Origin of the sequence: Hymenobacter taeanensis, from assembly GCF_013137895.1 — a bacterium.
GTDB classification, from domain to species: domain Bacteria; phylum Bacteroidota; class Bacteroidia; order Cytophagales; family Hymenobacteraceae; genus Hymenobacter; species Hymenobacter taeanensis.
The window spans coordinates 755,458-774,882 of the sequence record NZ_CP053538.1 but is presented as its reverse complement, the minus strand read 5'-3'; the positions used below and the strand labels follow the sequence as shown (position 1 = coordinate 774,882).

Annotated in this window: 18 protein-coding genes; 10 read left to right on the top strand and 8 right to left on the bottom strand. The window is 54.6% G+C overall.

What is annotated here, in order from left to right:
- The first annotated feature begins 123 nt into the window (after positions 1-123).
- From HMJ29_RS03245 to hemC, 4 genes are all read left to right on the top strand, one after another.
- Positions 124-369: a type B 50S ribosomal protein L31 gene (locus HMJ29_RS03245; RefSeq protein ID WP_171590137.1), complete on the top strand. Its 246-nt coding sequence runs from the start codon at positions 124-126 to the stop codon at positions 367-369.
- A 182-nt stretch (positions 370-551) separates the two neighbouring features.
- Entirely contained in the window at positions 552-1,793 is a 1,242-nt protein-coding gene (locus HMJ29_RS03240; protein ID WP_171590136.1) for a GlmU family protein, read from the top strand.
- A gap of 9 nt (positions 1,794-1,802) precedes the next feature.
- Entirely contained in the window at positions 1,803-2,939 is a 1,137-nt protein-coding gene (locus tag HMJ29_RS03235) for a DNA polymerase III subunit (protein WP_171590135.1), read from the top strand.
- Positions 2,940-3,165: 226 nt separating this feature from the next.
- The gene (hemC, locus tag HMJ29_RS03230; protein ID WP_171590134.1) at positions 3,166-4,113 is read left to right on the top strand and encodes a hydroxymethylbilane synthase; all 948 of its coding nucleotides are present in this window, start codon (positions 3,166-3,168) and stop codon (positions 4,111-4,113) included.
- Between the two features lie 92 nt (positions 4,114-4,205).
- On the opposite strand, the gene HMJ29_RS03225 is transcribed toward hemC, so the two are convergent.
- Positions 4,206-4,835, bottom strand: a complete 630-nt coding sequence (locus tag HMJ29_RS03225; protein WP_171590133.1) for a DUF2238 domain-containing protein — start codon at positions 4,833-4,835, stop codon at positions 4,206-4,208.
- 122 nt (positions 4,836-4,957) lie between these two features.
- Between HMJ29_RS03225 and HMJ29_RS03220 the strand changes: the two genes are divergently transcribed.
- Genes HMJ29_RS03220 through HMJ29_RS03210 form a run of 3 tightly spaced genes read left to right on the top strand, consistent with a single transcriptional unit; the run spans position 4,958 to position 7,159 of the window.
- Complete coding sequence (locus tag HMJ29_RS03220; RefSeq protein ID WP_171590132.1) at positions 4,958-5,551, top strand: GNAT family N-acetyltransferase; 594 nt, start codon at positions 4,958-4,960, stop codon at positions 5,549-5,551.
- 36 nt (positions 5,552-5,587) lie between these two features.
- The gene (locus HMJ29_RS03215) at positions 5,588-6,229 is read left to right on the top strand and encodes a peptidylprolyl isomerase (RefSeq protein WP_171590131.1); all 642 of its coding nucleotides are present in this window, start codon (positions 5,588-5,590) and stop codon (positions 6,227-6,229) included.
- 21 nt (positions 6,230-6,250) lie between these two features.
- The gene (locus HMJ29_RS03210) at positions 6,251-7,159 is read left to right on the top strand and encodes an SDR family oxidoreductase (protein WP_171590130.1); all 909 of its coding nucleotides are present in this window, start codon (positions 6,251-6,253) and stop codon (positions 7,157-7,159) included.
- A 688-nt stretch (positions 7,160-7,847) separates the two neighbouring features.
- On the opposite strand, the gene HMJ29_RS03205 is transcribed toward HMJ29_RS03210, so the two are convergent.
- The 4 genes from HMJ29_RS03205 to HMJ29_RS03190 form a co-directional block, all read right to left on the bottom strand.
- Entirely contained in the window at positions 7,848-8,840 is a 993-nt protein-coding gene (locus HMJ29_RS03205; RefSeq protein ID WP_171590129.1) for an ABC transporter permease, read from the bottom strand.
- On the bottom strand, positions 8,837-9,877 hold the full coding sequence (locus HMJ29_RS03200; protein WP_171590128.1) for an ABC transporter permease: 1,041 nt from the start codon (positions 9,875-9,877) through the stop codon (positions 8,837-8,839). The genes HMJ29_RS03205 and HMJ29_RS03200 overlap by 4 nt, the downstream gene beginning before the upstream one ends.
- A 19-nt stretch (positions 9,878-9,896) precedes the next feature.
- Entirely contained in the window at positions 9,897-11,624 is a 1,728-nt protein-coding gene (locus HMJ29_RS03195; protein ID WP_171590127.1) for an ABC transporter substrate-binding protein, read from the bottom strand.
- Between the two features lie 95 nt (positions 11,625-11,719).
- On the bottom strand, positions 11,720-12,196 hold the full coding sequence (locus HMJ29_RS03190; protein ID WP_171590126.1) for a hypothetical protein: 477 nt from the start codon (positions 12,194-12,196) through the stop codon (positions 11,720-11,722).
- Positions 12,197-12,563: 367 nt separating this feature from the next.
- Between HMJ29_RS03190 and HMJ29_RS03185 the strand changes: the two genes are divergently transcribed.
- Complete coding sequence (locus HMJ29_RS03185) at positions 12,564-14,105, top strand: phospholipase D-like domain-containing protein (RefSeq protein ID WP_171590125.1); 1,542 nt, start codon at positions 12,564-12,566, stop codon at positions 14,103-14,105.
- A 103-nt stretch (positions 14,106-14,208) separates the two neighbouring features.
- Here HMJ29_RS03185 and HMJ29_RS03180 read toward each other — a convergent pair whose 3' ends face one another.
- The 3 genes from HMJ29_RS03180 to HMJ29_RS03170 form a co-directional block, all read right to left on the bottom strand.
- Entirely contained in the window at positions 14,209-16,245 is a 2,037-nt protein-coding gene (locus HMJ29_RS03180) for an OmpA family protein (protein ID WP_171590124.1), read from the bottom strand.
- A 107-nt stretch (positions 16,246-16,352) separates the two neighbouring features.
- Entirely contained in the window at positions 16,353-17,387 is a 1,035-nt protein-coding gene (locus HMJ29_RS03175) for a tetratricopeptide repeat protein (protein ID WP_171590123.1), read from the bottom strand.
- Between the two features lie 172 nt (positions 17,388-17,559).
- Positions 17,560-17,835 carry a hypothetical protein gene (locus HMJ29_RS03170; RefSeq protein WP_244678750.1) on the bottom strand — a complete coding sequence of 92 codons (276 nt, stop codon included), beginning with the start codon at positions 17,833-17,835 and terminating at the stop codon, positions 17,560-17,562.
- A 269-nt stretch (positions 17,836-18,104) separates the two neighbouring features.
- On the opposite strand from HMJ29_RS03170, the gene HMJ29_RS03165 reads away from it, so the two are divergent.
- Together HMJ29_RS03165 and HMJ29_RS03160 are read left to right on the top strand one after the other, a co-directional pair.
- A complete protein-coding gene (locus HMJ29_RS03165; RefSeq protein WP_088844132.1) occupies positions 18,105-18,527 on the top strand; it encodes a BrxA/BrxB family bacilliredoxin in 423 nt (140 codons plus the stop codon).
- 108 nt (positions 18,528-18,635) lie between these two features.
- On the top strand, positions 18,636-19,352 hold the full coding sequence (locus HMJ29_RS03160) for a GNAT family N-acetyltransferase (protein WP_171590121.1): 717 nt from the start codon (positions 18,636-18,638) through the stop codon (positions 19,350-19,352).
- Positions 19,353-19,425 lie beyond the last annotated feature (73 nt).

The window sequence follows — 19,425 nt, the reverse complement described above, 5'->3', positions numbered from 1 at the left end:
GGTGCTGCAGGGTTGCAAGGGGCGGAAAAGTGGCCCCATATTTTTGATATTCCGGCGTAACGTGTACTTTTGCAGTCCCTTCCGCAAAATCGGCAGGCACTCAGGTACAAACGGTATTAAACCATGAAAAAGGACATCCACCCCGAGTATCGCGAAGTTGTGTTCCAGGACACTTCTAGCGGCTTCAAATTCGTTACCCGTTCGACGATGAACTCTAATGAGACCATCACGATGGAAGACGGCAAGACTTACCCCGTCATCAAGGTGGAAGTTAGCAGCGAATCGCACCCCTTCTACACCGGCAAAAACGTGCTGCTTGACACGGCTGGCCGCGTAGAGAAGTTCCGCAACCGCTACCAGAAGAAGTAGTTTACTACTGGCTCGTAGCCGTTTGCCCTATAAAGAAGCTCCTTTCAGCAATGGAAGGAGCTTTTCTTTTATCCACGGCAGATGCCCTGGGAGTCGTATTTTTGCTCACCGCTCCCGGCTGGCCACGTAGCTTTGCTGCCAGAGAGTGGTCTAGGCCCCTCGCCGCTATTAACTTGCCCCTTATGACTATCCTGCTCTTCGACGACCCTCTGATTCGGCCGCGCCTGTTGCCATTTACGTTTACCCGGCCCGTGGCTGCTCTGCGGTGTGGCATTCTGACTATTGCTGAAAAGTGGCAGCTGAGGCTCAAGAGTGAGCAAGTAGGATACCTCACGGAGGCCTACTTGCAAGCGAAATTCCCGGCGGGCAACACCCAGGGACCCGCCCTGATCATCAACGGAGCCGTGTGCCCCGATGATTTGCTGGTGCAGCAGGTGCAGAGCCTGCAGCCCGGCGAGGCCTTGTTTGACGAGAAGATGCTGGTGGCCGCGCACCTGTCGGATGCTTCACAGGTAGCAGAGTTAATTCAGGATGGCTTTCAGCGCACCCGCGATGTAGCGGAGCCGGTAATGGCCATCAAGGAAGTGTGGCACCTGTTCCTGCGCAACGGCGCCGAAATTCGCCGCGATTTTGACTTACTCACTAAAGGCCGCCAATCAGCGCCCGTGGGCGATGCGCACACCATTGTGTATGCTCCGGAGAACATTTTCATTGAAGAGGGCGTGAAGATCAGGGCGGCAATTCTGAATGCTGAGGATGGTCCGATTTACCTTGGCAAAAACAGCCAGGTGCACGAGGGCGCCATCATAAAAGGTCCACTAGCTCTGTGCGAAGGTTCTCACATTAATGCGGGCGCCAAAATGCGCGGCGATAATACCGTAGGCCCCTTTAGCAAAGTAGGCGGCGAGGTTGGCAACAGCATTCTGCTTGGCTACAGCAACAAGGGCCACGATGGGTACCTCGGCAACTCTGTGATAGGGGAGTGGTGCAACCTCGGAGCCGATACGAATACCTCGAACCTAAAGAATAATTACGCTCCGGTTAAAATCTGGAGCCACTCAGCCGGCCGCTTCGTGAATACGGGCCAGCAGTTTTGCGGCCTCATGATGGGCGACCACAGCAAGTGTGGCATCAACACTATGTTCAATACCGGCACGGTGGTGGGCGTGGGCGCCAATATTTTTGGGGCGGGTTTCCCGCGTACCTTCATCCCGAGCTTCAGTTGGGGCGGATCGGCCGGTTTCGAAACGTTCCGCCTGCCAAAGGTGGCTGAAGTAGCCGAGCGCGTGATGGCCCGCCGCCACCTGGCCTACGATGCAACCGAGCAGACCATTATGAGCCACGTGTTTGAGGCGACGGCCAAAGACCGGGTGTGGGACCGTGCCGCCCCGGCAGCGCCCCAGGCAGGAGGAGTTGAGCTGTAAACTATTCTGATGCGTTTTTCTGATATTCCTGGGCAACAGAGCGTGAAGCAAGTGCTGGTGCAGTCGGTGCAGCGGCAGCACGTGGCGCATGCCCAGCTGTTTCGGGGGGCTGAAGGCTCGGCAGCGCTAGCGTTGGCCCTGGCCTACGCCGCTTTCCTGAACTGCGAAAACCGTCCGCACGAGGCGGAAGATTCCTGCGGGATATGTGTCAGCTGTCAGAAAATCGATAAGCTAGTGCACCCCGACCTCAACTTCATCGTGCCCGTCACGACAACCAAAGCGGTGTCTAAAGATGCCGTGAGCAGCAAGTTTGCGGCCGATTGGCGGGCGTTTGTGCTGGCTAACCCGTACCAGGGGCTCAATGACTGGATGCAGCACATTGGGGCCGACAACAAGCAGGGCAGTATTTCTAAGGAAGAAAGCCTGCAACTGCTGAAGCTGGTGTCGTTGAAAGCGTTTGAGGCCCAGTTTAAGCTGGTGGTGATCTGGCTGCCGGAGCTGATGCACCCCGCAGCTTCTAATGCCGTGCTGAAGCTGCTGGAAGAGCCGCCACCTGCCACCGTGTTTTTGCTGGTGAGTAATGCGCCAGAGCAGTTGCTGCCAACCATTATCAGCCGAGTGCAGCCGGTAGTAGTGCGCCCTATCCCAGAGGCCGAGCTGACTGACTGGCTGCATGCGGTGCACCATGTGCCGGAGGCAAAGGCCCGCCAAATTGCGCAGTTAGTAGAAGGTAACCCGGGAGCAGCCCTGGCCTCCAAAGATGCCGCTACCGCCGACAACGACTACTTCACCTTCTTTGTCGACTGGATGCGTCTGTGTTTTAGCGGCAAAGTAGACAAGATGCTTACCACTGCCGACGAGTTCCAGAAGCTGGGCCGCGAAAATCAGAAAGAGCTGCTGCAGTACGCCCTCACGTTGCTGCGCAAAGTGCTGCTGTTTGGCGTCGACCCCCAGCTGGTGCCGCATTTGCCTACGGGAGAACAACAGTTTGTGCAGGGCTTTAGCCGTTTTGTAACGCCCCGCAACGCCGATACCATTACCAGGGAGCTGAACGAAGCGCACTACCACGTGGAACGCAATGCCAACCCGCGCATGGTGTTCGTGGATACCTCACTGCGGGTAGCAGAGCTCCTGAAAATGGCCTAGGAGCGCTGGAAACTGAGAAAATACAGCTTGGTCAAAAGCTATAGCTGGTGCTAAATCTGCTATAGTCGGCTCAGAAACTGGTGAGCTGGTATCTTTGTCTGGTTACTGGAGTGGGCAGTTGCTCGGGCAAAACGGGCCTAGCCGGAACCGGGGCGCACCCAGCACCCGTTTTAGACACTGCCTAAAGTAAGGCGACATTTTTCAATTTTAAACCAGAATTCTTCTCGTGAAAAAGCCTATCCGCATCGGAACGCGCGGCAGCAAGCTGGCTCTCTGGCAAGCGAACCATGTGGCCGCTCGCCTGGAGCAGGCCGGGTTGCCCACTGAAATCGTTATCATCACTACCCGCGGCGACGTGGTGCTGGATCGTTCTCTGGACAAGATTGGCGCAAAAGGCGTGTTCACGGAAGAGCTGGAAGAGAGCCTGCGCACGGGCCACATTACTATTGCCGTGCACAGCGCTAAGGACGTGCAAAGCTCTATCCCGGCCGACCTGGAGCTGCTGGCCTTTATGGAGCGGGAGCAAGTAAACGATGTCATCGTGAGCTTTAATGCTGACCTCGATTTGCAACGTCCCGACCTTGTGCTGGGCACCAGCAGCACCCGCCGGAAAGCCATGCTGAAGCGCTTTTTGCCCCACGCCACTACCGCCGAAGCCCGCGGCAACCTGCAAACCCGCCTGCGCAAGCTAGAGGAAGGCCAGTACCATGCCTTGGTACTGGCCTACGCCGGTGTGCACCGCATGGAGTATGATGGTCTGATCCGTTATATCCTGCCCGAGACCCAATACATTCCAGCCACTGGCCAGGGTAGCGTGGCAATTGAGAGCACGCGTGATCTAGAACCCAGCCTCAAAGCTGAGTTGAAACGCATCTTGGACCACCCCGATACACACTTGGCTCTGGTAGCTGAGCGGGCTTTTTTGCGCACCATGGAAGGCGGCTGCAGTATTCCGTCGTTTGCGCTGGCTACGCTCACCTCTGAAGGGCATGTGCATTTGCACGGGGGGCTAATCAGCCTCGATGGGCAACAGTTCATTGATGTAAAGCAAACTGCTCCGGCCGACGACGCGGAGGCGCTTGGTATTCGAATTGCTGAAACTGTTCTGGCGCGCGGTGGCCAGCAGATTCTACATGATATCCGGCAAGTGCGCAATGCCGAGAATGTGGCCTAACAACCGAGCCAATAGATAAACAGAAGAGGCCTACGCAAATTAATGGCGTAGGCCTCTTCTGTTAAAATGAGTTTGAGCGGCAAGCTCTTGGGCTAGGCCACTTCACGCCGGCCACGGCCGAAGAAGGCGTATAACAACAGGGCAAATAGGGCGCCGCTGGTATCAGCTAGCATGTCTTTCTGGGCATCCCAGATGTCGCCCTGGCTGCCGAGGAAAGCGGCTCCGGCTTCACCACCGGCTGTAGCCGCATACACCCACTCAATGAGCTCATAGCTCATGGCCACCGTCCCGATAACGCACAGTGGGAATAAGTAACTGATGAAGCGGTTGCGAATGGTGCCGTTGCGGTCTGTCAGCTCAATGATGGGGTACGCGTAAAAGCCAACGGTGAAGTGAGCTACTCTATCGTACATGTTGCGCTTAAAGCCAAATAGGTTGTTAAACCAATCAAAGGGTACCTTCTCGAAGGTGTAGTGCCCGCCAATGGTGTGCATAAACAGCAGTACACTCATGAGGGCGTAAGCTAGGTTAGAGAACCGCACTCCGCGCAGGTACAACACCACTAGGGCTACCACTATCAGGAAAATGGGGATATTTTCGGCCCACCATGTGCCTCGTTCCGCCGGACTGATGCCCAGCGCCACAAACTCAATTAAGTAAACTGCCAGTAACAGTGTAGGAAACCAGCTTGGCTGGGAGGCAGGGGTAGCAGTGTTGTTCATGCAGGAAAATCAGGTAGGTAAAGAGGCGTTGGGCCCACATACGCGGCTGAAGGCAAATAGCTGGAAAATGTGAAATAAATTTCCGGTCTTCGCACCTGAAGTTGTATCAAACCTTCTGCGCCATGAATGAGCTTGCTATTTCTTCAGACCTTACCTTGGTTACGGCCCGGCTCCGGCTCCGTACTTGGCAAACCTCCGATGCACCGCAGCTGCACGACCTGCTAAGCGCTAACCACGAGCGGCTCCGGCTAAATTTCCCCAAGACCTTGGCTGCCACGCGCACTCTAGAAGATACGGCCGCCTTTATCCGGGAGCGGCAGCGTGATTGGCAGCAGCGCCGGGCGTACCAGTTGGGCCTGTGGCGAGCGGAAACCGAGGAGCTGCTGGGTCTGGTAAGCTTGCGGAACCTGGCCTGGGAAATTCCGAAGGCGGAGCTGGCCTACCTGATCAGCGCCGAAGCAGAAGGACAGGGGCTGATGCGGGAGGCCCTGGGAGTAGTGCTGCACTGGGCATATCAGGAGATAGGCCTGGCCCGGATATACTGCCAGCTGCGGCCCGAAAACCTGCGAAGCGCCCAACTGGTGCAGCGCCTGCAGTTTCGGCATGAGGGTTGCTTTCGCCAAGACTACCGGGGGGCTGATGGGCGCCTCTACGACCTGGATCAGTATGCTCTGTTGCGCTCTGAGTACGTACCCCTGGCTACAAAAAGCGTGTAACTTGGCGCCTTGGCTCGTTATCAAACCTGTTTTTGCATGAAGCTATTTGCTCGGCTTACCCTGCTGGTGTGGGTTCTATTGCTGTTCTCTCCTCTGTCAGAAGCAGCCCGCCTGCCCCGCAAATCCAAGAAGGATCAGCTCATAACTATCAGTACCGCTCAAGGTGATATCCGGCTCATCCTCTTCGATCAGACCCCTCTGCACAAAGCTAACTTCCTGAAGCTGGCCCAGAGCGGGTTTTATAATGGTACCACCTTTCACCGGATTATTCCCAACTTCATGATTCAGGGCGGCGACGCCAACTCAAAGGATGCTGACCCCACGAACGATGGAGCCGGACTACCAGATGAAAAGCGCATTCCTGCGGAAATCCGGCCGGAGCTGACGCACAAGTACGGCGCAGTAGCCGCCGCCCGCACCGGCGACATGATTAACCCCCAACGGGCCAGCAGTGCCTCGCAGTTTTACATTGTGGAAAACCACAACGGCACGCCTCATCTGAATGGGGCATATACCGTGTTTGGGCAGGTGATAAGTGGCCTAGAGGTAGTTGACAAAATTGCCCAACAGCCAGTAGCCGAGCGCAACCGCCCCATAACCGACATCAGGATGACGGTGAAGGTGGAGAAGCTGAAAAAAAAGAAAATAACGGAGCTCTACGGCTACCAGTATCAATAGCAGCGGCAAGCTACCATCCCCATGAAACTACTCATTACGGGCTCTAATGGCCTGCTCGGGCAAAAGTTGGTAGCCTTGCTTAGTCGGCAGGCCGGGGTGCAGCTGGTGGCTACTTCTCGCGGTAAGAACAAGTTAGCCGCTCTGTACCCTGAGGTAACGTTTGTGGGGCTAGACGTAACCGACCGCGCCCAGGTGCAGCGCGTACTGGCTGCCGAACGACCCACGCACCTCATTCATACCGCTGCCATGACCAATGTGGATGAATGTGAGCAGCACCAGGAAGCCTGCTGGCAGCACAATGTGGCGGCCACGGAGTATATGGTTGAAGCTTGCGAGCAGCAGAATATTCATCTGTTGCACGTGAGCACAGATTTTATTTTTAGCGGTGAGCAGGGCCCTTTGAGCGAGGAGGCTGTACCTGCGCCCGTAAATTACTACGGAGAGAGTAAGCTGGCGGCTGAGAAGGCTGTGCAGGCCTGCCGTGCGCCCTGGGCCATTTTGCGAACCGTATTGGTGTATGGTACCGCCCATGAGTACGGGCGCACCAACATTGTGCTATGGGTGCGAGACTCACTGAGGGCCAACAAGCCTATACAAGTGGTGAGCGACCAACTCCGGACGCCTACCTTAGCTGAAGACCTGGCACAGGGCTGCTGGCTCGCGGCGAAGCATAATGCTACGGGCATTTATCACCTCAGCGGCGCGGAGCTGCTTACTCCCTATCTGATGGCACTACAAGTAGCTCAGTATTTTGGGCTAGATGCTACGCTTATTGAAAAAGTAGATGCCAGTACCTTCACCCAGCCAGCGAGACGCCCCCTCCGTACCGGGTTTATCATTACCAAGGCCCAAAAAGACCTTGGTTACCAGCCCCGCACCTTTGCAGAAGGTATTGCCTTGCTGGCTCAGCAAACGGAAGCTGCTGCCTAAACCCTGGTAGGCCTGCTACCGGCTCAACGGCGCATACATAAAAGCCAGAGCAGGTATGTTACTTTGAGCAGCCAGGAAATGTAAGGGCGTAAAAAAACCCGCAGACAACGCCTGCGGGATTTTCACACACCTATTGCAACAACCTTTAGATCAGGCGGCACTGCGAGCAACTGCAGGCACCTGAGTCTGTATTTTCATATTCAATGTCTCGCGACTAGACCGCTCCGACGAGCAGTCCTCCTACCAGAACAGCAGTGCCATTTTCAATGGCTTCCATTCCAGTTCTATAGGCTACTATATCTCCATCAATTGTCGTGAACCCAGTGGGTACGGCAGGCGTCTGTGGCATTGCTGTGTGCAGGGGTAATACCTGGTTAGCGTGGCACTGACTATACTGAAAGAGCGAGGAGCCCATGTGTTTTTGCAACTGCGAACAGCTGAGTAATCCGGCTATTATTTCCTGTGTGCCGTTCCACATAACAATATTAAGGGGTCAAAATAGTGCTGTAAAGGACACTACTGCACTAATTGTGACTTGTATTGATTTTAAAAAAAATTATATAATATTTTGATAGTGCAAAGGGCTGAATTGTCTTAAACCACCCGGGGTCTCACCTAGCCAATTACATAAGCCCATCAGTAGCGCGCAAATTGATAAGCGAGTAGGTAGGGGTTGTGAAAAAGCAGCTCATTTTGTGACATCATTGTGTGTAGCTACTGCTAAATTTTTAGGCTGCCCCAGGGTCTGTAAGGCCCAAATGGTCAGAAAAAGAGCAGCGCTAGGCCACCCAATCAGCCACCAGGCAGTTGGGGCTAAGCGAGAAGAAGCTAACAGCCGCCCCCAACTGGCTACGTCCGGTGGCAGCCCTACTCCCAAAAACGCCAGGGTGGTTTCTAGGCCTATTATCAGTGCAATGCTAAGCGGAATGCGTATTCGCAACACCGGCCATACGTTTAAAGCTATGTGCTTCCGCACGATTTGTAGCGGCGGAATACCGGCGGCTTCTGCCGCCAGCACGTAGGGCAGAGAAGCCGTGCGCAAGGTGGCGGCGCGTAGCAGGCGGGCGGGGGTGGTCCAGCAGGTAACAGTGAGCAGCACTACCAAGCCCAGCGGAGAAGGCTGCTGAATGGCCGCCACGGTCAAAACCAATACCAACAGCGGAATTGAATCAAGCAGGGCAATAAGTGACTGAACAAATGTGTCTAGTGGCACGGGCAGTGGCCGGCGGCCCCAGTGGGTACGGTGCAAAAGGGTTCCAGCAGCTCCTCCGATGCCAATAGTGAATAGCAGGAGTAACGAGGGGGAGTCCCAGAGTAAACCAATACCTGCCACCAGCGCAAGCACGGCGGCCAGGCTGCCTATGCACCAGCTTGTTGCAACACGCAGGCGGCTGTTCCCGAAGAACCCAGCTGCCACACCCAGGCAGCCACCCAGCAAGTTAGAGAGTAAGGCCGCGGGCAAGCTGATGAGTAGGGTAGAGCGCGCGCCAGCTAGCAAGCTGTTCCAAATATCGTGGCCTACAGTATCGGTGCCGAGCCAGTTTGGCATGTGAAAAGGCGGCACCAGCGTATTGAGCAAATCAGGCGGGGGCGAAACAGAGGGTGCCGCTAGGGCAGCTAGGCCTACTAGCAAGAGCCAGCCCCAAGCGGCTACATGCGTGCTCCACTGCTTGCGCTTCATGCCGGGAGCCTAATGCGCGGATCTGCCCACTGGTAGAGCAGGTCTGCAAGTAATTGGCTGAGCAGCCGAACGAACGATACCAACAGCACGGCCCCAAGCAGAACCGGATAGTCTTGCGTAGAGGCGGCTTCTGCCAAGAGCCGGCCCATACCCGGCAGAGCATATATCATTTCCACCACCACTGAGCCGGTTACCAAGCTCGGCAGGAGTTCGGTAAATAAAGGCAGCACCACTAATAAGGCATTACGGATGATATGGCGCCGGACTACAGCACGCGGCGTTGCGCCTTTGGCCCGGGCCGTAGCAACGTACAATGCCTGTCGCTCCTGCTGAATAGCGGCATCTAGCTGAACCAGCAGCCCTGGCACACTAACCGCCACCAGGCTACATAATGGCAGCGCTAAGTGGTACAGATACTGGCCTAGGCCATCTGCCCACGAAGAAACAGTTTCCTGATTAGCCAAGCCATACGCCGGAAACCAAGCCAAGGCATCGGGGTTGGCCAATAGCAGCAGTAGCCCTAGCGCCACCACAAAAAGAGGTACTGACTGCAGGGCGTGCATAAGTGCTAGTACCACGCCGCGCCACTTAAGGTGATAACCCAGCCAGCTACTAAGCTCCAGGGTAAAAACAATGGCAAGAAATGCCGCTAACATGGTAAGCGGAAGAGTGTAGCGCAAGGCGGCGCTCAGAAGCTCCGTTACGGCAGTGCCCTCCCGGTAAGAAGTGCCTAAATCACCGTGTAATAGCCCTTGTAGCCATATGTGGTACTGGTTGGAAGTACCATGCCACTGCCACCCCGTGGCGGGGGGAGAAGTAGAGAAGGAAACATAAAACAAGGGCACATCCAGGCCATAGCGGTGGCGCAAGGCTGTTTCAGTAGCACTCAGGCCTGCGTTGCTGATAGTTGCCTGGGAGCTGAGCTCATCAAGGGCCGATTGAATAACGGCGTTGCCGGAAGTCAGGCGTGTAAGCAGAAAGATGCACGAGACGATAGCCCAGGCCGCCACGGCGGTTCTGCCAAGCCGAAGAAACAAGAATCGGCTTAACTGCATATCAGCGTTCCTGAGCCACAGAATCTGAATGAATGCTGGTAACGATATACCCAGGTTTCAGACCCGATACCGCAATTTTACCCAAACGCCGTGCTGCGGCTATCCGGTATTGTAGGAAATACAGCACCGTAAGTGGCCGCTCCTCATAAATCAGCTGCTGAAACCTACGGAGCAAACGAGCCTTCGCCACCGGGTTGTCTTCCTTAGCAATGGCTTCAATGAGTCGGTCACTCGATGGCGTGCCAAAGCCTGATATGTTATATAGCCCTGTGCTTTGAGAGTGCAGAATAGGGGTGAAGTCGTAGGCAAATGGGTTGCCGCTCAGGTTAAGCAAACTAATCTGAGTGCTCCCTTGCTGTTGCTGCCGGTTAAGCAAAGAGGCCTCCGTAGGGCGCAACTCAATAGGGATACCAACGGCGGCAGCAGCGGCCTGAAACTGTAAGGCCGCTGTTTCAAAGGAAGGCTCGCCGGCACGGTAACTCACGCTGAGCCGCAGTTGCTGCTGAGTGCCGGCCTCGGTAATGCGAGACCAGTTACGTTCGGGTTGCTGCTGCCACCCCGCTTGCCGCAGTAATTGGGCAGTTTGCTCTGGGCTGTACTTAAGCAGGGGCAGACTATCATTATAGAACTGCTTTACACGAGGACTAATGAGGCCAACGCTAGCGTAAGCGTGGCCTAGTTGCGTAGCCTGAATGAGCGCCGGAACGTTGAATAAATGCGTAAGGGCCTGCCGGGTGAGCCTATCTTGTAATAACGGAGCCCTGGTATTGAAATGGGCTGCCAAAAACTCGTAAGAGTCGGCGGTAAGAAACTGCAGGTGCCGCCGGTCAGCGGGCGACTGCTGCAAGCGGGCAAACTCTGTGGCCGGAATCAAGGGGTATAAATCAATATTACCCCGGCGCAGGGCTAATACGGCAGTGGCAGCATCAGGAATGATCTGGTAGTTGATGCCGTGCGGGTAGGCCTGCAGCTGCGGAGGTTGCGGCGATACTCGGTCGGCCCACCACTTTGGTTTTCGGGTAAGAGTGAGCTGCCGGCCGGGTTGCCAACTCGCTAAATTGTAAGGCCCACAGCCCGGAACACGCTCTGGGTGACGGGAAAACTGCGCCGCTAAATACCGCTTCGCGAAGGCTTGCACCACCGGTAGGGGCTTGTGCATTTCGGCTACTGAGACGGCCCGCAATGTATGTTTGGGGTCTAGCGCATACTCAGGCAAAATGCTGAAGTCGCCGGAGCTACGGATGTAGTCAATAGACTGCCCCCGACACAGCAGCGAAAAACGGCGGGGGCTGCCGGGGGTTGGAATTACATCTTCTACGAAACCAAAGCGGGCTTGCGCCAGCTCGATGGGGAGACCCTGGCAGTGCATCAGCTTCACGGTAAATACCACGTCGCTGGCTGATACCGGAGTGCCGTTGTCCCAGGTGGCTTCCGGACGAATCTGGTAAGTAACCAGCATCAGGGAGTCGCCGAGGCGTTTAACGCTCGGAAACTCCTGGGCCAGCCAGGGTAGAAACTCCCCTTTCGCTTCGCTGGGCTGCAACAGACTGCAGTGCAGCAAGCTAATTACCTCAAGTGCCCCTGAAGTTTTGACAATCAGTGGATCGAGGTTTTCTGGGTCACGAGCCCAGCGGATGCGCACCGCATCAGGTGGAGATGAAACTGTTGTGGAGCAGCCTACCAGACCACTCCACAACAGCAGAAACAAACCAAGTATACTTCTTTTCATGAACGGACAACTGTGCAAGCACTGCTGCCGGGCAAGTTACCACGTTTTAGGAGACAACTCGTGCGTGAGAAAAGCACCACAGGTGAAAGAAGATTTTAGGCCGTGAGGTAGCCATCGCCCCAGCCGCTGGTGCCGTGGTCGTTAGCCGCTAAGTAACCATCACCCCAGCCGCTGGTGCCATGGTCGGCCACTGTTAAGTAGCCATCGCCCCAGCCGCTGGTGCCGTGCTCACCACTAACAGCTATGTCGCTTTCGCCCCAGCCGCTTTTGCCGTGGTCAAGGAGGGCTAAATAACCGTCACCCCAGCCGCTGGTACCGTGGTCGTTAGCCGCTAAGTAACCATCACCCCAGCCGCTGGTGCCATGGTCAGCTACTGTTAAGTAGCCATCGCCCCAGCCGCTGGTGCCGTGCTCTCCGGCTGCCAGGTAACCATCGCCCCAGCCGCTCGTGCCATGCTCAGTAGTGCGTGCGGTCTGAACTGTAGTAGCTTGCTCGCTCCGGGCCTGTGAAGGCGTGCTGAACGAAGTGAGGCTGGAAAACTGCAGAAGAGCGAGGGCGAGTAGGTTCAACATGGTATGGAAAATATTTGTGGTTCAAGTGGTTGACTGACACAAATGTGGGGACCAAACCAGCCAGCGTAAAGGAAAGAAGCTGGGTAAACGTGACGTGAAATTCTGCCCTGTCTTGAGCTGTAAAATAAATATAAATGCTTTTTAGACTTAAGAAAGTAAGATCGAGAAAGGAAAAACTATAAATAATCCGGTCGTTTTGCGCCATTGTTGTGACATAGAACGGGTTATTTGAGCAAAATCTATCTGGTACAAAGATGAGTGGAAGTTCATAGTAGCGAAAGGATAGTAATGCTGTTTTTGTGACATGCCTATTACCTCAACTTATATTAGTATAATAGCCGCTATTATCTAAAAAGAGCCTTTTCAAATGGACGAATTAACTACACTGGTAAAAATTGTGACAGATAGGCGCCTGGCCGTGTTACCATTTTTAGACTTTTCTGACCGAAATGGGACTAGCAAAGACTTGCAGTTAGTGCGCTTATTGGAAAGCGACCCTACCATTACTCAGAACAAGATAGTTAAAACCTTATATGGGAGCACGGAAGCAAAAAGCCAGACGACTTTCCGGAAGCTTAAGTCGAGGGTACAGCAGAAACTGTTGAACCATCTGTATTTCCTGGATCATACTGATGCGCGCCACGTGGTGTCTCGCCGCCATGAGCAGCACTGCCTGGGCCTGTTGCACCAGGCCAAAATTTTGAGTGGGGAAGCTGAATATAAGCTGGCGGAAAGACTATACCGCAAAGCGCTAACCCTGGCCACGGAAGCTGAGCTGACCCAGTACGCGGTAATGTGCGCACGTACACTGCGCATTTTATACGCGGAAATGCGTAATCCAGCCCGCTTTAAGGTCATGAACAAGCAGCTCAATGAGCTGCAGAAACTGCTAGAGCTGGAAGATGAGGCGGAACAACTTTACTATGAGATAAAGGTGTTTTCTCAGCACAAGGTGCGCTGGCGGCAGTTTATTCTGAAACAACTTCCTGATTACCTGGAGCGGCTAGAGTTATTGCACAAAAAGGCTAAAAGCTACAATACGTTCTACTTCCTGTACGTGACTAAAATGTCGAGGGAGGAGCTAACCGGGAATTACGAAGAAATCATTCGGCTGACTACCGCCACTGAAAAAGCCCTTAAGCAGGGGAAAATTAACGAAAAGCGGTTTGACAAACGCTTCAACAACTACATGAGCGTGTATGCGCACTTGCAATGCCGAAGAGCTGAAAAGGGCCTGCAGCTTGCCGAGGAGTATTTCAAAGATTTCCATTACTCATCTGGTAACTGGTTTTATTACCTCGAGATTTACCTGTTGCTGGCCATGCACGCGGCGCAGTACGGACAGGCCTACGACCTGTTGCAGCAGGCCCGGCGCAACCCCTATTATCGTAAGCAACGCCCCGCGGCTCAGCAGCGCTGGGAGCTCTATGAAGCCTACATTCAACTGATTCAGCCCGAGCAGTCGCCGCTCAAGATGCGGCACTTTGCGCAGTTGGTGCAAACCGTGCCCGACTACAGCCGGGACAAGCAAGGGTATAACGTGGCCATACTCATTCTGCAGTTCCTGTACTTTCTGCGACGCCGGGATATTGAAGGATTGCTGGCGCGTTTGGAAGGCTTGCGTAAGTACGAGCAACGGCATTTGCGCAACCCCGCTACGCTCCGCAGTCAACTCTTCTTTCGGATGCTGCTGCTGACGGTGAAAGAAAACTTCATGTCGCAGGCTTGTGAGCAAAAGGCACTGCCACTGCTGGAACGGCTCAAAGTTGCGCCGCAGCCGGGAGAGGCCTACGGCGAAATCGAAATCATTCCTTACGAGAATCTGTGGCAGTACACGCTTGATATTTTACGTAAACTGGAAGCGGAACAAACGGCCGCTGAGCACGCTGGCCGCAACTACGTTGGCTAGCCATATTGCTTGGTAAGATGTAGCCATGAGCAAGTAATAGCAAAGAGGCCTAGAAGCAGCTTACACTGCTTCTAGGCCTCTTTGCTGTGATGCATGGGGCGCGTTACTTGCCCGTGACTTTAAACTCAGTGCGCCGGTTGAGCTGGCGGCCTCCTTTTGTGGTATTAGGGGCTACGGGTTGAGTGTCGCCGTACCCCGCAAACGTGAGCCGGTCTTTGGTGATGCCCTTCTGCACCAGGTAATCTACTACCGCTTTAGCCCGACGCTGGCTTAGGTCCTTGTTATAGGCGGCATTGCCTACATTATCAGTATGTCCCGAAATTTCCAGGCGCAGGGCAGGAGTTTCAGTCAACAGCTTCTGGAGGCGCTCCAACTCACTGGTGCTTTCGGCGCGCAGTGTGGCTTTATCAAAGTCAAAGAAGATGTTGTTCAGTACCACCTTCACCCCAATATCAAGCTTCTTCAGGGCAATGTCCTTCACTACTTCAGAGTAAGTGGCGCCAGCAGGCAGGTCAAAATTCTCGGAGTGGAAGAGGTAGCCTTCCTGCCGAACAACAATGCCATAATTAACACCCGAGGGCAACGACACTAAATAGCGCCCCGACTGCGCATTGGCCCTGAACGAAGCAATAACCTCGTTACGTGAGTTGTCAATTACGTCAAGGGTTGCCTCCAGCGGTTCCTTGGTTTTTTCGTCGGTAACCGTACCCTTAAGAATTGTAACCTGGGCCGAGGCAATAGCTACTGGCGGGGCCAGCAGGGTCTCTTTTACTGGCTGCACCCGGGAGGCCAATAACTGGTCCTCCTGGCTTAGCAGGGGCTGCTTCTCGGGGCCCAGGAAAGTAATCTGGTAGATGTCCTTAGAGCCCAGGCCATCGTCGCGGAAGGAAGAGTAATAGCCGTGACGCCCCGATGCCGAAATCACAAAGAATACATCATCATCGGGGGTATTAATGGGCCAACCGAGGTTTTCGGGGGCGCTCCATTTGCCATTTTCATACACCGATTTGAAAATGTCGTACCCGCCCATGGAGTTATGGCCTTCTGACGAGAAGTACATGGTTTTACCATCGGGGTGCAGGAATACGCCTTCCTCACCGTATTGGGTATTGATAACCGGACCTAAGTTTTGGGCTTGGCCGCGGCCGTCAATCTCAATTTTGTAAATGTCGCGGCTACCCAGGCCACCCTCTTTGTCGGTCACAAAATACAGGCTGCGGCCATCGGGTGTGTAGGCTGCTGATGACTCGTGCGAGCGGCTATTGATGCGGGAGCCCAGCTTCTGGGGCTTGCGCCACTGGGCCCCACGCAGGTCTGCCTCGTGCAGGTCGCCGCCGTTGTCTTCCATATACATCAGCATCCGCTGTCCATCGGGCGAGAGGCCTACGGTGGCATCGTGGCCCTCAGTATTCACGGGGTCACCGAGGTTACGGGCCGCCGACCATTCGCTAGGCCCCGTGCGGGTGCTTTGGTAAATGTCTTCGAAAAAACCGCCGGTTTCCGGGTCGCGTTGCCCACCCGTGGAGTTATCTCGCCGAGAAGTGAAGAGAATTACGGATTCATCGGCGGTAATTACGGGGCCGTAGTCGGGGTAGGGGGAGTTTACGCCCGGTCCGGCATTGTCAATGAATACCCGGGTGGGTTTAGCCGCTAGTTTCTGACCGTTTTCGCACTCCCGAATTTTCTTTTGAATATCCTCGGTGAAGGCCGCCGTATTTTTAGAACCGCTGGCCGGAGTAGCCCGCTTATACTCGGCAATAGCCTCCTGCCATTTAGCATTGAGGTGCAAGCCACGGCCCAGCAGGTAATGTATCCGTGGGTCTACATCGGGGTTAAGCTGGTAAGCCTTCTGCAGATAAGCGAGGGCCCGGGGCTTAAACCCAGAGTGCAGGTAGCTGTCTCCGATGCGGAGATTAAGCTCGGCATTATTGGGGTTGAACTTCTGAGCCATCAGGTAGTGCCCCAGAGCCTGCTCATAGCGCGGAGGGTCCATTTCGTACCACTCATTGCCCGCTTTCACCTCCTTAAGGGCTGCCTTAAGACCTTCCTTATCATTGCCAAACCGGTCTTTGCTGAACTCAACATTCTGCGCGTGCGCGGCAGTAGTGAGTAGCAGGAAGGCGAGTAGGTATTTATGCATGGATAGTGTAATGAGAAGTTAGGGTAGGCTTGCGTGCCGATAACTGTGGTGCGCTGCGACTGAGAATGAAGAATGTTTTTGCGCCGCTTTTCCCTTCGCAACGAGGCCTATTGTGCCCCGCAGCCCGAGTTAGCCGCGTACGTGTTGCCTACTTCCAAGCCTAGGTCAGCGGCTTTGCGCCAATCCTGACAGGCTTGGTCGGGGTGGCGCAGCATCTCGCGAGCGTGGCCCCGGTTGAGGTAGGCCTCTGCGTATTGGGCATTCAGACTAATAGCTTTTGAGGCATCGGCCTCCGCTTTGGCAAAGTCCTCCAGCTTGAGATAAGCGGCGGCGCGGTTATTCCAGGCGTAAGCATAATCAGGTTGCAGGGTAACGGCTTTTGAAAAGTCTTCTACCGCCCCCTTAAAGTCGCCTTGTTCAAAGCGGGTGGCACCCCGGTTTGTAAAGGCCAGAGCGTTATCCTGCTTTTTGCTCAAGTAGTCGTTGTAATCCTGGAGGGCGCCTTTTAGGTCACCGGCGCGGCGCTTGGTAGCAGCCCGGTTTAGCAGGGCAGGCAGCAACTCAGGCTGCAGGCTCAGGGCTTTGCTGTAGTCCTGGATGGCGGCAGGTAAATTGTTGAGCTGGCGCTGGGCGCTTCCCCGGTCGTGCCAGGCGTATGCGTAAGCGGGGTCAGCCTTAATGGCCTGATCAAAATCGGCTTTTGCATCTTGATAACTGCCTTTTTCAAACCGCAAAGCCCCGCGGTAATACCAGGAGGGAGCATAATCTGCTTTCAACTCTGCCGCTTTGGTGTAGTCCTGCTCCGCCTCCGCCGACTGACCCAGCGCCTCCCGAGCCTGACCACGCCCGAAATAAGGGCCAAAAGTGGCGGCATCGAGCTTAATGGCGGCGTCGTAGTCCTGCACCGCCGACTGATACTCCTTCAGCTCATAGCGCGTGGTAGCCCGATTGTAATAGGCCTTGGCAAAGTCAGGCTTGGCAGCCAAAGCCTTGTCAAAGTCCAGGATAGCGGCCCGGTAGCTTTTCTGGTTGTACTTCGCCACTCCGCTGTTATAGAGCTTTTCGGCCAGCTGAGCAGGTGGCAGCGTGGTAGCCTTAACAGTATCTACCTGCGCATGAGCAGTGCTGGCAACAGAGGCCATAACTATAACGGCCAGAACATTCCTTAGCATAGCATCCCGCTGATTTGATTTGTGCGGGTAAATATAATTTTTATTAACACAATATGGACCGAAATCCTATTGAATAGCTATGTAATTGAATTAATTGAATAATTAACAGGCCTGTTAGAGGGCCTGACTTCAACCTGCGTGTTTAGGCCGGTAATTGGGTCCTGACCATTTCTTGCCATTCTTCCCGGAGGCCACCAGAATAAACGGTGCGGTTAGCGCGCCGGTACCAGTAGGCGGCATTGCCAAAATCACCTTCTTGGCGGTGCAAAAAGGCGTGCAGCCAGTTGTGCATCGGGTCATGCTCGTTATCCTGGGCAATATCATGAGCGCGGTGCCATTCATCTCGGCCAGCATACCAGAGGGCTTCCAGCAAGGGAGTAAGATGAGCAGGCGCTTCTAACTGGGTCTGAGAATCCATAAATTCTTTGTAAGTCATAACCGGCAACTTGAGCGGAGTAAAAAGGGCACATGACCTATACGGAACCCCGGCGCAGAGGGCTTAAGCGCTTGGCGCACTACCAGCGAGCAGGTATTCATTTGCAAAAAATAGCCTAACCGCAAACTTCCGGCCGCTTATGGGGGTTGATGGGCTGATTGATGGTCTGCCGGAAGAGTTTGCGTATTTTTGCACTCCTGATGGGCTTGATGTCTAGCCCTCGTTTTTACTTAAAAGCCTAGCTTTCTCCTATGGCCACGTACCCAGAATACATGGTAGCCCCGATTCGTCAGGACCTCGTTGAGGCCGGTTTCGAGCAGTTAATGACCCCCGAAGAAGTGGATGCTGTGCTCAATGAGCAGAGCGGCACTGTATTGGTAGCGGTAAACTCAGTGTGTGGTTGCGCCGCCGGTAAGGCCCGCCCCGCCCTGAAAATGGCTGTTTCCAGCTCCGATAAGAAGCCCAACAAGCTGGTAACCGTATTTGCCGGCATGGAAACCGAAGCCGTAGCGAAGGTGCGGGAGCACCTGTTGCCTTACCCACCCAGCAGCCCTTGCATTGCGCTGTTCAAAGATGGTGAGCTGGTGCACATGATTGAGCGCTACCACATTGAAGGCAATGACCTGATGCGCATTGCCAACAACCTGCAGGGCGCATTCGAGGAGTACTGCTAAAAGTGGTAGTGGCCTAGGGCCAAGCTGCCAAGCACCACGTACAAAAGCCGGTCATCCTGTTAAGTGATGACCGGCTTTTATGCTATTTAGTCACGCCTCTTTTGCAGTATGAATTCCATTATCGAGCCACTGGCTTGGGATAGTCGCTTTTTAGGGTTTCCGGTCGGACGCCTCATCAGCCTAAACATGCCGGAGCAGCAGTTGCGCTCTACCATTTGTGGGGCCTGGCAGGAAGGCTGGCGGCTTCTGTACTGGGCCGTAGACCCCGATGATAAGACCTCAAACCAAAGTGCTCAGGTGGTAGGGGCAGTACTAGCCGACCAGAAAGTACGCTTTGTACTTGATGTTGAGTTAACTGCTCAGCCGTTGCCACCTGCCATTCAAGCGGCCACTACCCTAACGCCGGCTTTACATGAACTAGCGCAGCAGAGTGGTATGCACTCGCGCTTTCGCCTTGATCCTCATTTTGCCCCAGGAGTGTACGAACGCCTCTATCGGGAGTGGATTGAGAAGAGCATACAGGGTGAAAGAGCACGCATAGTCCTGCAGTACCAGCCCACACCCACTGCTAATGCCACGGGCCTCTTAACCCTGGGTGTGCGCCCCGGCCGGGCCGATATTGGGCTGCTGGCGGTAGATGCAGGTATGCGCAGGCAAGGTATTGGGCATCAGCTGATACAGGGCGCTAAACATTATGCTGCTGCCTGGTACTTACCCCAACTGCAAGTGGTAACACAACGAGCCAACACAAGTGCGTATCAGTTCTATGAGAGCGAGGGCTTCCGGCTAGAGCATGAGGAGTTAATTTATCATCTGTGGTTGTAACGGCAGTGGCCTAGACATAAGAAGGGGCCTTTCTCACTGGTAGAAAGGCCCCTTCTTATGTCTAGGCCACTGC